11 protein-coding genes and 1 pseudogene are annotated in these 13,373 nt (G+C 47.7%); 3 read left to right on the top strand and 9 right to left on the bottom strand.

Features of this window, described 5'->3' with window-relative positions; genetic code table 11:
• Position 1: 1 nt before the first annotated feature.
• Complete coding sequence (prmA, locus tag JCM16496_RS10350) at positions 2–844, bottom strand: 50S ribosomal protein L11 methyltransferase (RefSeq protein WP_025834108.1); 843 nt, start codon at positions 842–844, stop codon at positions 2–4.
• A 281-nt stretch (positions 845–1,125) separates the two neighbouring features.
• Between prmA and JCM16496_RS10355 the strand changes: the two genes are divergently transcribed.
• Together JCM16496_RS10355 and JCM16496_RS10360 are read left to right on the top strand one after the other, a co-directional pair.
• Entirely contained in the window at positions 1,126–2,511 is a 1,386-nt protein-coding gene (locus JCM16496_RS10355; protein WP_025834110.1) for a hypothetical protein, read from the top strand.
• A 36-nt stretch (positions 2,512–2,547) separates the two neighbouring features.
• Positions 2,548–4,185: an OmpP1/FadL family transporter gene (locus JCM16496_RS10360; protein ID WP_025834112.1), complete on the top strand. Its 1,638-nt coding sequence runs from the start codon at positions 2,548–2,550 to the stop codon at positions 4,183–4,185.
• Between the two features lie 111 nt (positions 4,186–4,296).
• Here the strand turns inward: JCM16496_RS10360 and JCM16496_RS10365 are convergent, their stop codons facing one another.
• The 6 genes from JCM16496_RS10365 to JCM16496_RS10390 all read right to left on the bottom strand — a co-directional run bounded on the left by JCM16496_RS10365 (position 4,297) and on the right by JCM16496_RS10390 (position 7,828).
• Positions 4,297–5,202 (bottom strand): cytochrome c-type biogenesis protein, encoded by a 906-nt coding sequence (locus tag JCM16496_RS10365; RefSeq protein ID WP_025834114.1) that lies wholly within the window; start codon positions 5,200–5,202, stop codon positions 4,297–4,299.
• Positions 5,203–5,222: 20 nt separating this feature from the next.
• Complete coding sequence (locus JCM16496_RS10370) at positions 5,223–5,693, bottom strand: DUF6108 family protein (RefSeq protein ID WP_128809538.1); 471 nt, start codon at positions 5,691–5,693, stop codon at positions 5,223–5,225.
• A 12-nt stretch (positions 5,694–5,705) separates the two neighbouring features.
• Positions 5,706–6,164, bottom strand: a complete 459-nt coding sequence (locus JCM16496_RS10375; protein WP_025834118.1) for a PG0215 family putative anti-sigma factor — start codon at positions 6,162–6,164, stop codon at positions 5,706–5,708.
• Positions 6,161–6,685, bottom strand: coding sequence for a GFO_1088 family ECF-type sigma factor (locus JCM16496_RS10380; protein ID WP_025834121.1), 525 nt, complete (start codon positions 6,683–6,685; stop codon positions 6,161–6,163). Before JCM16496_RS10380 ends, JCM16496_RS10375 begins: the two co-directional genes overlap by 4 nt.
• Positions 6,686–6,809: 124 nt before the next feature.
• Positions 6,810–7,367, bottom strand: coding sequence for an NADH peroxidase (locus JCM16496_RS10385; protein WP_005836026.1), 558 nt, complete (start codon positions 7,365–7,367; stop codon positions 6,810–6,812).
• Positions 7,368–7,393: 26 nt separating this feature from the next.
• A complete protein-coding gene (locus JCM16496_RS10390; protein ID WP_025834123.1) occupies positions 7,394–7,828 on the bottom strand; it encodes a Fur family transcriptional regulator in 435 nt (144 codons plus the stop codon).
• Positions 7,829–8,097: 269 nt separating this feature from the next.
• Between JCM16496_RS10390 and JCM16496_RS10395 the strand changes: the two are divergent.
• A pseudogene (locus JCM16496_RS10395) lies at positions 8,098–10,020 on the top strand (NAD(+) synthase).
• A 272-nt stretch (positions 10,021–10,292) separates the two neighbouring features.
• Here the strand turns inward: JCM16496_RS10395 and JCM16496_RS10405 are convergent.
• Both JCM16496_RS10405 and JCM16496_RS10410 read right to left on the bottom strand, forming a co-directional pair.
• A complete protein-coding gene (locus tag JCM16496_RS10405; protein WP_025834127.1) occupies positions 10,293–11,123 on the bottom strand; it encodes a transporter substrate-binding domain-containing protein in 831 nt (276 codons plus the stop codon).
• An 11-nt stretch (positions 11,124–11,134) separates the two neighbouring features.
• On the bottom strand, positions 11,135–13,345 hold the full coding sequence (locus JCM16496_RS10410; RefSeq protein WP_025834129.1) for a putative porin: 2,211 nt from the start codon (positions 13,343–13,345) through the stop codon (positions 11,135–11,137).
• Positions 13,346–13,373: the final 28 nt, after the last annotated feature.

The raw sequence follows: 13,373 nt of genomic DNA on the forward strand, positions 1-13,373 counted from the left end.
CTCATTTTTGGAACTTCACTGCCGCCCACCGGTTCTTCTCGCGATGGTGGACAAAGTGCACCCCGTTGCGTTCGGCTTCTTCGCGGATTACGGGAATGTCATCTATGTAGAAACCGCTCATCAACAATTCCGCTCCAGGATTCATGCGGGCTATGTAGTGCTTCATATCTGCCAGGAGGATATTGCGGTTGATGTTGGCGATAACCATATCAAAAGGACCTTTGCTTTCCAGAGAGGAGGCATCGCCTTGGGATACGGCAATGTTGTCCACTCCATTCAATTCTATATTCTCGAGGGAGTTGCGCACACACCATTCATCTATGTCGATGGCTGTACAAGGGGAGGCTCCACGCATGCGTGCCAGTATGGCAAGGATGGAAGTTCCGCAACCCATATCGAGCAATGCTTTGCCTTGTAGGTCACTGTCCAGCAGTTCGCCTATGATGAGGCTTGTTGTCTCGTGGTGTCCTGTGCCGAATGCCATTTGCGGATTGATGACGATGTCATATTCTGCTTGTGGGACATCGTTGTGAAAAGTGCTGTGAATGACACAACGGTCACCGATAACGATGGGCTGGAAGAAGTTCTTCTCCCATTCTTCGTTCCAGTCTTTATCTTCGGCTTCCACGAAGTTATATTCTATCTGCGTATCGGGCAGAGGAAAGTCTGCAAGCGCTTCTTTGAGTAGAGATTCGTTATACAGTTCTTTCTGTATGTAGGCAGTGATACCGTCGGTCTGCTCAACAAAACTTTCAAAGCCGGCTTCACCCAAGACTCCGGAAAGTACATCGTTGACTATTTCTGTGCACGGAACAGTGCGGAATGTAAATTCTAAATATTTCATCGGAATATGATTGTTTGTTAAATGCAGAAGAAGATTCTTAGAAGTAAACCAGTTTCTGCGTATATTTGTTTATCTTTTTGCAAAGGTAATGTAAACTGGGGGTAGAATAAAACGAACGTGCTCTTTTTTTATCCGGCAGGAACTTTGATTTGTTGAATGATAGGGCATTTAGGGAATTCCCTATAAATCTTTGGGGAAAATCTGCTGCATGGGATAAAATCCGGCGTTATCTTTGTGACGTGAAGAAATAGATAAACGTAAAATCCATAAACCAAACTAATATGAAAAAGATTGTTTTTTTATCGCTTTTTGCCTTGTGCCTTCCATGGACACTGGTGGCACAAAGTATAGATGACGACCTTTACTACACTCCTTCCAAGAATAAGGAAGAGAAAAAAGAAGAGGTGAAGCAGGAGAAGAAAGTCGCTGCTCCCGTAGAAGAGATTGTAGTAAAGTCGAATGTACCGACCACGGTCTATTCATCGCCGGGAAGCACTACTGTTGTAGTAAAAGACCGTAAGGGAAACACCCGCGATGTGGACGAATATAACCGCCGTTACGACTCCCGCGACAATAATTTCGTGATGGAGAACGATACCCTTTACATCAATGAAAAAGAAGATGACGGCCTGGACGGCGAATGGGTGAACGGTGAGTTTGAAGGTTCGCAGGATGATTACGAGTATGCTACCCGTATCATCCGTTTCCGTAATCCCCGTTATGCCATCAGCATCAGCAGCCCGCTATATTGGGATGTGGTCTATGGCTTGAATTCCTGGGATTGGAACGTGTATACCGACGGATTATATGCATATGCTTTCCCTACATTCACCAACCGCTTGTGGTGGGATTGGCGCTATAACTCTTATGGTTGGGGCGGCTATCCTTACTATGGCTGGGGATGGAACAGCTGGTACGGTCCGAGCTGGAGTTTCAGTTGGGGCGGCTGGTACGGCGGTGGCTGGTGGGGACACCATCATCACCATCACTATCATCCCGGATATTATCCCGGTGGCGGTGGTCATTGGGGAGGCGGTGGCCATTGGGGAAATGCATATACCAATAGACGTTCTTATGGTCCGAGCCGTTCTTCTTATGCCGGAAACAGAGTATCGTCCTCTACTTCCCGCCGTTCTTCTACTGTAAATGGAGGGCAGACTGTACGTCGTAGCAGTACTACTTCCGGTCAAGTGAGACGTAGCAGTACCGGTACGTCAACCCGTCGGGTGGTAGGTACAAGAAGTTCGTCTACAGTTCGTTCAAGTTCTTCTGCAACTCGCTCAAGTGTAAACCGTTCGAGTGCGGCTTCTACCCGCCGTTCCACTTACACCCGTCCAAGCAGTACGCGTAGTAGCTCATATAATAGTAGCGTAGAAGGAGTTCGTAGCAGTCGTTCTTCCGGTGTACGCTCTTCTGTTGGAACTTCCACTCGTAGCAGGACTTCATCGACTTATAACAGAGGTTCAAGCGCCGCACCGGCACGCAGCTACTCCAATGACAACAATCGTAGCAGCAGTCGTTCATATTCTGCTCCAGTACGTTCATCCAGTAGCACCCGTTCTTCTTCCAGTTTCTCTTCCGGTAGTAGCTCACGTTCCAGTTACTCCAGTGGTGGTGGCGGTGGTTCCAGTCGTTCCAGTGGTGGCGGCGGTTCCAGAAGACGGTAAGTATAAGCATGTTTTAATCTAACAAGACTAAGAATTATGAAGAAGATAACCATGATAGCCCTTGCTATGTTTACAGCTGTAGGCGCGGGGGCACAGACAATATATGATGCAACGAATATTGCACAGAAGGAATTGAATGGAACCGCCCGTTTTGTCGGAATGGGCGGAGCTATGGGAGCATTGGGTGGTGATATTTCTACCATAGGAACCAACCCTGCCGGTATCGGTATTTATCGTAGCAATGATGCTATGCTTACTTTTGGCTATTCAATGACGGGTACAGAAAGCAATTATGTAGGTAATAAATTTGAAACGAACAAGAACCGCTGGAGTTTTGATAATGCTGGTTTTGTGATAGCTTCGAAGATAGGCAATCATACTCCTTTGCGGTATGTGAATTTTGGTTTTAATTACCACAAATCAAAGTCATTCTATAAGAATATGACGATGCAGGGGTTGATGGGAAGCATAGATAATCAATATGTATCTCAAGTGCGGAGTATGGCGCAGCAGGCTACGGATGCCCAGAATTATGTCTATAACAATTATAATCAACGTTTGAACTGGGAATCGAAAGATATTTATCAAGACAACGACGCTGGTTGGCTGGGAGCTGTAGGCTATCAAGGTTCTCTTCTTTTTGAGAACAGCCAGGAGGGTGCTCCCGATTTTTATGACCCTTATATTCCTTCCGAAGCGGATGCTTATTTCTTGTCGCGTGAGCGTGGCGGTATTGAACAATATGATTTCAATATCTCCTTTAATGTAAATGACCGTTTTTATTTCGGTGTTACTCTGGGTGCTTACGATGTAGATTACAACAAATATTCTCTCTATAATGAAATGTATGCCTACAGATGGGAGGGTGACGGGCAGATTTATGAAGAAGGCTACTCTTTGGAGAGCTTTAACCGTATACACGGTTCGGGTTTCGACTTCAAATTCGGTGCCATCTTCCGACCGATTGAGGATTCTCCGCTTCGTATAGGTTTGGCTGTGCATACTCCTACTTATTACAAACTGACTTATACTACGGGGGCGTTGCTGACTTCGGATTTGTACTTGCCTGATGAAGCAGGGAATGAAAGCCCTGTCCGTACAACTGTAGATACTTATTCTGCATTGGGTGGTAGAGACATGGATTGTGATTTCAAACTGCAAACTCCGTGGGTCTTTAACGCTAGTTTAGGTTATACGGTTGGCAATAATCTGGCTTTGGGAGCTGAATATGAATATGAAGACTACTCAAGCATGAAGTTCAAATATCCTGAAGGTGACGAGATGACATGGGAAACGAGGCAAGCTGACTTCAACATGAAAGGGGTAAGTACGCTTCGTTTAGGAGCAGAATACAAGCCTATACCTGCTTTCTCTTTGCGTGCCGGTTACAATTACAGTACTGCAGCCTATAAAAAGGATGCTATTAAGGAGTTGCCTTCCAACTCTATAAATACAGATACGGATTTTGCCAATAGCAAATCGATGAATACTTTCACTTTAGGTATCGGTTATCGCTTTTCTTCGTTTTATGCGGATTTGGCTTATAAATTCGATACTTATAAATCTGATTTCTATCCGTTCTATAATGATATAAATGGCTTGGTAACACCGCCAACAACGGAAGTTACCAACACTCGCAGTAAAGTGCTATTTACATTGGGTATGCGTTTTTAGAAGAACAATTTTCATTGCAGATAACCTTTCATTGTCAATACCTTAGGGTATAAAAGAACTCCCCGGAATGTACAAATACATTTCGGGGAGTCTTGTGTTATAGGGGAGGGGTTACAGATACCATGCCACGCCAAATGAATAGGGAGATACTTCCGGTCCCTTGTCTTTTTGGAATAATCCGTATGTGGAATAGCGCAGGTAAATGCCGATATTGCCATAACCGGCTTGTGCCAGCAGATTTATGCCGACGGGCTGTGCATACATACCTTTGCCTACGGTCTTCTTCTTGCCTCCATTGATGTGTGAGAATGACTTCACACCGTGGCGTATCTCAAATTCGGGACCGGCATTGAAGAACACTTTGTGCCTTCCTACTCTTTGTTGCCATTCCATCAATACGGGTACGCGAAAGAAGAAATGGCGCAGACGGCTTTTGCTGTAGCTGGTCTCTTCATTTCCTGCGGTGAAAATACTGGTTCCATTTTCCTTTAGTAAAGCATAGTTACCGTCGATATTGAAAGAACGGTATCCCCAGCTGACTCCCAGGTTGATTCCCCAATGCGGATTCTTCTTGAAGTTGTGATATACGGAGAGGATGTTGAAGCCGAATTCCCATGACTTGGATAAGTCGAGTCCCATCTTGTCGCTTGCTCCGAAGGAGAGGAAGTCGTTAGCCAGCCGGCTGTAGCCGATGAATAGACCGGAACAATGCGGTTCGTAAGCATTGTACCTTCTCTTTTTGGGGATGAATGGCAGGGCATCGAGGAAAGTACGCTTGTCTGCATCCACCTTCTCGAGATAGACTCCTTCATAAATTTGCACTTCTTTTTTCTCGCCGTCTTCCAGCTGCTCTTCGTACACCTTGATGCGCATGTCTCCTTTTCCTTTCAGGATGATGATGGAGTCTCCTTGTGTCTGTACAGTAGCTTTCTGTTCAGGGTCAGTCTGTTGTTGTGCTGCCATGCGGCCGGCCGGAATAGCAAGCAGGCAGGCCAAAATCATAATTCTGGTTTTCATATCGTATATTGTTTTTAGTGTTATTCCGATTTGTAAAGCATATCCATCATTTCCTTTTCACTGAGCAGGCCCTCTATGTAAATCAAAGTGCCCACGGAGTCTTTTCCTATCTTGAAAATGATGTAGCGGTTCAGCTTCTTTCCATTGCGTTCCACCTCTTTCAGTTGGTAATAAGCGCTGCGCAGCACACCGCTTTCCATTACTTCCTGCGCCTTCTTTGCGTTGTCTTGCTTGTCGTGTACAATGGCCTGCTGAATTTCCTGGCGATAGGGGGATACATTCTTGAACACAAGGCTCTTGTAGGTAGTCATGCGGTAAGATTTCAGGATGCTTCCGTTCAGTTCTACCCTGGTCACGTCCTTTTGTTCGCCATACTTGTTGAACAGGTCGGCTATTTGCAGTCCCTCTTGTGCATGTACAAAGGCTGGCAGGCAAATCAGCAGGGAAAAGAGGCACAGACTACGTATACAAATCAGTATAGATGTTTTCATAACCTTGTTATATTAGTGTTGAAACAGTAAGTTGCTTAAATCTTCATCCGTGAAGCTGGCATTCTGCAGGGCTTCCAGTGCTTTGGCTTCCACCAGTTTCTCGTCTGTATACCGCTGGCCGTCGATGACGACATAATTTTCGGGAACACCGGAAAGCGGAAATATAATCTTGGCTACCCCGAGCAGCAGGAGCAATCCGGCGGCAATGCCGCTGACAGCATAGAATGTGCGATAGAGACGGGAAGGCTTCCGCTGTGCGGGCACTTCCTTTGCCGATTCTGTTGTTACGGTTGTTTCCTCTGTCGGTTCCGTCATTGAGGTTGCTTCCCGGTTCAGATAAGCGAATAGGGGGCGGTACGTTTGCAGGTGCTCCGGCACTTCCTCTTCGGTAAAGAAACGGCGCAACCGGCGTTCTTCTTCGCAGGAGGTTTCCCCTTCGAAATATTTGTCCAGCAGTTCATCTATCTTCATGGCTCATTTCTCCTTTCTTTTCTTTCTTGTATGGTTCGCAGGTAAACGTCTCTCACTTTCTTCCGGGCTCTTGACAGATTGCTGCGGATGGCTTCCGGTCCGCATCCCGTGATTTCGGCGATTTCGTCCGTTTCGTATCCTTCGATGTCCTTCATCTGCATGATGGTGCGTTGAAGATTGGGCAACGAGTGGATGATTTCGTGCATCAGACGGATTTCATCTTTGATTTCCAACAGCCGTTCCGGTGTTCCGGTGGGGGATGCCGCCTGCACAATGTCGAGAGATAGGTTGTCGTTGCGTTTGCAGCGCCACATATCTATACAGATGTTGTGCGTCAACGTCATGGCAAATGCTTCGATGCTCCGGTATTGCTCCAGTTCAAGCCTTTTGTTCCATAGCCTGAGCAGCACCTCCTGGACGGCATCTTCTGCATCCTCCGGTTCGTCGGTCAACTTCCGTGCGTAGTTCAGCAACTTGGCACGGAGGGGAAGAACGGTTATTTTGAATTCTTTGAGTTCCATTTACACAGATAAGACGAATGGGAAATACAAACGTGACATTGATAAGTGAAAAAAGTCAGAATAAAAAAAGGGACTTACTAAAATTAGCAGTCCCTTTTCATCACATTACTCTAAAAGTATCGGATTATTTCTTGAAATAGCGGTTGTACAGACCTTCGAAACCTTTACCGTGACGAGCCTCGTCCTTAGCCATTTCGTGAACGGTATCATGGATAGCGTCGAGGTTCAAAGCCTTAGCGCGAGTGGCGATACGCTTCTTGTCTTCGCAAGCACCAGATTCAGCGTTCATTCTCTTTTCGAGGTTAGTCTTGGTGTCCCATACGCAGTCACCCAGCAATTCAGCGAATTTAGCAGCGTGTTCTGCTTCTTCCCAAGCGTAACGCTTGAAAGCTTCTGCAACTTCGGGATAGCCTTCACGGTCGGCCTGGCGGCTCATTGCCAAGTACATACCAACTTCTGTACATTCGCCCATGAAGTGGTTGTTCAGGTCCTTAATCATTTCGTCGTCGCAACCTTTGGCTACGCCGATAACATGTTCGTCGGCAAATACCAACGGACCGTCAGCTGTTGCTTCTTCAACTTCTACGAACTTGCTTGCGGGAGCTTTACACAACGGGCATTTTTCGGGAGCTGCATCACCTTCGTATACGTAACCGCATACTGTACATCTAAATTTTTTCATTTTCTCTCAGATTTTAATTAGTTGAATTAGTTATTCTTTGTTGTTCTTAAACGTTCTTCTTCTATGCAATGTTTACAGATTCCTTTATAATAGTAGTGGATTTCCTGCACATCGTGTCCGCCCATATCCATGTCTACCACTTTCTTGATGTTGTTGTTGCACATCAAGTCATAAATCTTTCCGCAACGTTTGCACAAGAAATGGCCGTGCGGACTGGTATCGGCGTCATAACATGTATTACGCTCGTCGATAGTCAGGGTCTGTGCGGCACCTTGCTCACTCAGTAGTTTCAAGGTGTTGTATACCGTTGTCTTGGACAGTGTCGGTATAGAGGGAGACAATGCCGTATATATTTCATCCACCGTGGGATGCGTACGATGCTCCATCAGGTAGTTCATAATGGCTATGCGCTGCACTGAAGGCTTAATGTTATGATTCTGCAACCGTTTTACTACATCCATATCATCAGATATTCAAACTTGTAATTATTACATTTTTAATTCTTTTGCAAAGGTAACAAGTTCCTATAATTCTCCAAAAGATTTCCGGAATATTTTTAGCTGCAATCATTAAAAATGTTTGTGTGCTTCTTGTTCTTGCGGGTAAATTGCCGTATTTCTGTCACAAAGTGAAGATAGGCTGCATCTTAACAGAACTTTTTTGTGCAAGCATGAAAGTTCTGTATTTGGTTTGCACTATCTTTGCATCGAATAAATAATATAGCATCCTTATGAATTACGGATATGTAAAAGTAGCGGCGGCTGTGCCCCGTGTCAAGGTGGCTGACTGTAAGTTCAATGCCTCAGAGATTGAAAAAGAGATTATTATAGCCGACGGGAAAGGTGTGCAAATCATCGCTTTTCCGGAGTTGTGCATTACCGGATATACTTGTGGCGACCTCTTTGCCCAGCAACTTCTGCTTGAAGAGGCGGAAATGGGCTGATACAGATTCTGAACAATACGCGCCAGATGGATATCATCTCGATATTGGGCATGCCCGTTGCACTGAACGGTGTGTTGCTGAATGCGGCGGTTGTCATTCAGAAGGGGCGAGTGCTGGGCGTTGTCCCGAAGACTTATCTTCCCAATTATAAGGAGTTTTATGAGAAGCGCTGGTTTACTTCCGCATGTGATGTGGCGGAAAACAGTGTGCGCCTTTGCGGGCAGATTATTCCGATGGGGAGAGACCTGCTGTTCGAAACGGCGGATACCACTTTCGGAGTGGAGATATGCGAGGATTTGTGGGCCCCCATACCGCCCAGTTCCACGCTGGCACTGCAAGGTGCGGAAATCTTGTTCAATCTTTCGGCCGACAATGAAGGTATCGGCAAGCACAATTATCTGCGCTCGCTTATCAGCCAGCAGTCGGCACGGTGCATTGCGGGCTATGTGTTCAGTTCATGCGGTTTTGGAGAATCCACTACGGATGTGGTGTTTGCCGGCAACGGACTGATTTATGAGAACGGGACTCTGCTGGCGGCAAACGAACGTTTCTCCTTTGAAGGGCAGGTGGTCATCAGTGAAATTGATGTGGAGCACTTGCGTACGGAGCGCCGGGTGAATACGACCTTCGCGGCTTGCCATGCAAATTGTGTCTCGGACCTTCCGGTACGAATCTCTACGGAGTATGCTGGCAGCAGGGATTTGAACCTGACACGTATTTTTGAACCGCATCCATTTGTTCCGCAGGGGATAGCGCTGGACGAACGCTGTGAGGAGGTATTCTCCATCCAGGTGTCCGGACTGGCGCAACGTCTGGTGCATACTAAAGCGAAGAGTGCCGTTATCGGCATTTCGGGCGGACTGGACTCTACGCTGGCGCTGCTGGTTTGCGTAAAGACTTTTGATAAGTTGGGATGGTCCCGCCAGCATTGTCGGTGTCACCATGCCGGGATTCGGAACGACCGACCGTACTTACACGAATGCCATCGACCTGATGAACTCCCTTGGTGTAACTGTCCGCGAAGTCAGTATCAAGGAGGCCTGCATACAGCATTTCAAGGACATCGACCATGATGTCCATGTGCACGACGTGGTTTACGAGAATGCGCAGGCACGGGAGCGCACCCAAATCCTGATGGATATTGCCAATCAGACGTGGGGAATGGTTGTCGGTACGGGCGACCTTTCGGAGCTGGCTTTAGGATGGGCCACTTACAACGGTGACCACATGTCGATGTACGGTGTGAATGCCAGTGTCCCCAAGACTCTGGTGAAGCACTTGGTGAAATGGGTGGCGGAGCACGACATAGACGATGCTTCACGTGCTACCTTGCTCGATATTGTGGATACTCCCATCAGTCCGGAACTGATTCCGGCAGATGAGAACGGTAATATCCGGCAGATTACCGAGGACTTGGTGGGTCCGTATGAGCTTCACGACTTCTTCCTTTATTACTTCCTGCGCTGCGGTTTCCGTCCTTCCAAGATATTCTTCCTGGCAGCACGCACATTCAAGGGGATGTATGATGAAGAAACCATCAAAAAATGGTTGCAGACTTTCTGCCGCCGTTTCTTCAACCAGCAGTTCAAGCGTTCCTGCTTGCCGGATGGTCCGAAGGTGGGCAGTATCTCTCTGAGTCCGCGCGGCGATTGGAGAATGCCGAGCGATGCTTCGTCGGAGATGTGGCTAAGGGAGGTGGAAGGACTCTAATTCTTTACTTCGGGCATGCCGTAATATTGATATGGGTATTTGATGACTGCATCTTGTTTGCATTCTCGCTGCATGTGTTTTGCAGTACCACTGCAAACGTGTTGCAGTATCACTGCACAACCGTTACAGTTGTACTGCATAACTGTTGCAGCGCCACTGCAACGGCTTTGCAGTGGCACTGCAAAATGTATGCAGGACTTTGCAGTAATAAGATGTTGATTAATAACTGGTTGTAAAAGCAGGGATATGCTGCGTGTATGGAAAAGTGCAGCTTAGTTTCGTTTCCCGTAGTATCGTTTGTAGATTTTCTTGTATTCCTTTCCCTTTTTGAAACTATCCAGCCATGTGTTGAGGCTGTCCAGCAGGATAGGGGACTGTTTGCTTACCCCCCAGGAATAGAATTGCGTGAAGCTGATGGCGGTATTGATGTCTATTTGAGGAATACTGTCGGCTGCGGTACGGGCAATGCTTTCGTCGCATACGGCATAGTCGATGTCTCCGTGGGCTACCAAGGCAATCAGTTGTTCGGAACCGTACTTCTCTATCTCCTCAACGTAGATGGTGTCGCCTATCTCATTTCCCAGGTTGCGGATGCGTAGTATGGAAGGGGAGCCTTTCACTACGTGCAGTGTCTTTCCGGCCAGGTCCAGTTGGCTTTTGATGAATAATGACGAGTCGGAAATATTCTCGAGCTTGCGTTGCACCAGCACTTGCTTGTTCAGCACAATAGGGGTGGTAAGCAGCAAGGAGTCTTTCAGCTCGCTGGTGGCGAGGATGCCGTAGGCAATCACGTCATATTGCCCGTCGGCCAGGCCTTCCAGCCGCTTGTTGAAGCTCATTTCCGGTGATATGGCCGCTTGCAGTCCGTGGTCGTGTGCAAAAGCTTCTATCAGCTCGTAGTGGAAACCGGACAAGGTGTCATCGTCCACATAGAAGCTGATGGAGTTGTATTCCGTCGAAGCATGTATGATGCCTTCGGCGGCTATCTCGGCATAATCGCGCGGATGACCTTTCGGTTTCTCTTCTTTCTTGATGAGATAGTGGGCTATGAGAGCCGCTGCAATTCCCAGAAGTGCGTATTTGAGCAGTCTGCTTTTCGTCATACAGTCATCTGTTAGTCATAGAAATTCCATGAGACGCCAATTTTGAACAAGCGCGGATTGATGGGGTAGTGCGGCACCAGGAAGGAATTGGCGCTTCCCATACCCGCGTTGACGTGATACATCATGGCAAAGATACGTGTCCGCTTCAAGTGCAGGTTGGCATATACGTTTACGATGGGATAGCCGCCTATTTCCACCTGGTCGTCCGTAGGTTGCAGATGGAACTGCTGGATGCCGGGGGCGTATGCCGGTGCGTTGTACTTGGTGAAGTAACGGACATCGGCACCCAACTGGACGGTCAGCACCTTTTTGGCCAGCTTGGTCAGTATGTAGAAGTTGTGGTAGAGCGAGAGTTGGGGCAATGGAAGTACTGTTTCATTGCTCGTCTTCTGCCAGGTCACCTCGTTGTCCAGGTGGAAGACACCAAGGCGGAAGTCTTGTTTCAGCGTGGCAGACAGCACTTGTATGTTGCCTCCGTTCTGTTCGGGCAGGGCGCTTTGGTTGAAGTAAGTGTAGTTCTTGATGTTCTCTACCCCGGCACGGAGGTTGGTTCCCCAATGGGCGATGTTCAGCTCGCCTTCCACACGCGTACGGAATTCCTTGTCCATGTTGTCATTGTCCCAGTTGTAGTGGTTGGAGTGATAATGACGCATATAGAAGGAAGGAAGCGTGTTGCTCACATAACCGCGGGCGTAGAAGTTCACCGTATCTTTCCATAGACGGAAGTTCAGGTCCAGATTGGCGTTGACACGGAACTGCCCGATGGCTTTGTCTACCAACCCCACTTCACCGTTTACGTTGTAGTGCAGCAGTTTGCCTTCGCGCTTGGCGAGTTCGCCACCCAGGAAGATTTCCTGCTCGGTGTAGCGGATGCGGCGCATGTCGGTAAGCGTGTCCGTGTTCATCAGGTCGTACCGGCTGAACTTGTGCGAGATATAGGCCGTAAGTCCGGCTTTGGCGTATTTGTTGAAACCTTCCAGCAAGGCTATGCCGAACACGTTCTTCACGCTGAATGCCGTGGTGGAGTCGTTGCTGAACCCATTATACAGCTTGGGTTCGTCGGGGAAGAATCCTTCAGGTTCCCTTCCCGAACGGAATTGGTGCCGCGACCGCTCTACTTTCAGTGTATGGATAAAGCTGGTGACGGGTACGAACTCCTCTTCGAAAAGTGAGTCGTTGACGGCGGCAGGGGCTGGCGGCAGGCTGTCGTTGGCGGCTGCAAGTGTGCTGACCGATTTTGATGCTATGCTGTCGTTTGGCAATGCTATGTCATTGTTCGAAGCGGATATTTCGGCTTCAGAGGACGGGGAGGATGAGACTTTGGGTGCGGATACCGTCGGTTTGCCTTCTTGTGTGTTCCGTACTCTCCGCGTAAAACCAAGACGATAGCGCTGTGTCAGATAGATATAAAAATCCTTGTTACGGTTGGAAGTCTGTTCCAGTTTCACCGGGATGGTGGTCGATTCATACTCTTTCTTTCCGCCGGACATGTTTTCGGGGCGGGTGATGTATTGGTCGTCGGCAATTCCGCCGTTTTCGTTCATCTTCAGGAAAAAGTTGTTGTAGACTGCTTGTACCTGATATTTCTCGCCAATATAGCTGCCAAACACTCCTGCATTGAAATGCGAGGTGGACTGGTTCTGGTAGTAACCGCGTCCGTACAGATAGTCGATGTTAAAGCCAAATGCCAACTGCTTGTTGACGTTGACGGAGAAGTAGGACTTGAAGCGTTCTTCACCGTTCACTTTGTTGCCGGCCTTGTAGTAGGTAAGATTGGTGTAAGGCACGTTGCTGTTGGTGAAAAGCACCTGGTCGGGACGTGTGAAAAAACTGGAGAAGGGAGCCATGAAGATGGTAGGTTCGCTTTCCTCCCGTTCGAAGAACAGACGTGAGAGACGTGGAGAACCTAAATTTCCCAAGTAGTTGTAGTGGCCGAACATTCCTTCCACCAGGTTGGTGCTCTGGAAGTTGAGGCTGGCTGTGTCGGCAGGTATGATGGTACGGTTGCCCAGTGTCTCACTTAGTTTCCACATGTAAAGCTTGGGCGGAAGACTTTGAATTTCAGTATTGGTACTGTCTTCCAGATTGTCCGGCTGGGTATTCGGGTCAATCTGGTTACCGAACCGGTCGCGATTGTTCATCGGGTTCAAGGTGTTCTGCGCCATCGCCCCCCATATCCCTATAACGGACAGAAATATATATGTCAGTACAATTCGTCTCATAATTAGGCGCAAAGATACAATAAAAAAT

The organism is Bacteroides rodentium JCM 16496 (assembly GCF_000614125.1).
Classification (GTDB): domain Bacteria; phylum Bacteroidota; class Bacteroidia; order Bacteroidales; family Bacteroidaceae; genus Bacteroides; species Bacteroides rodentium.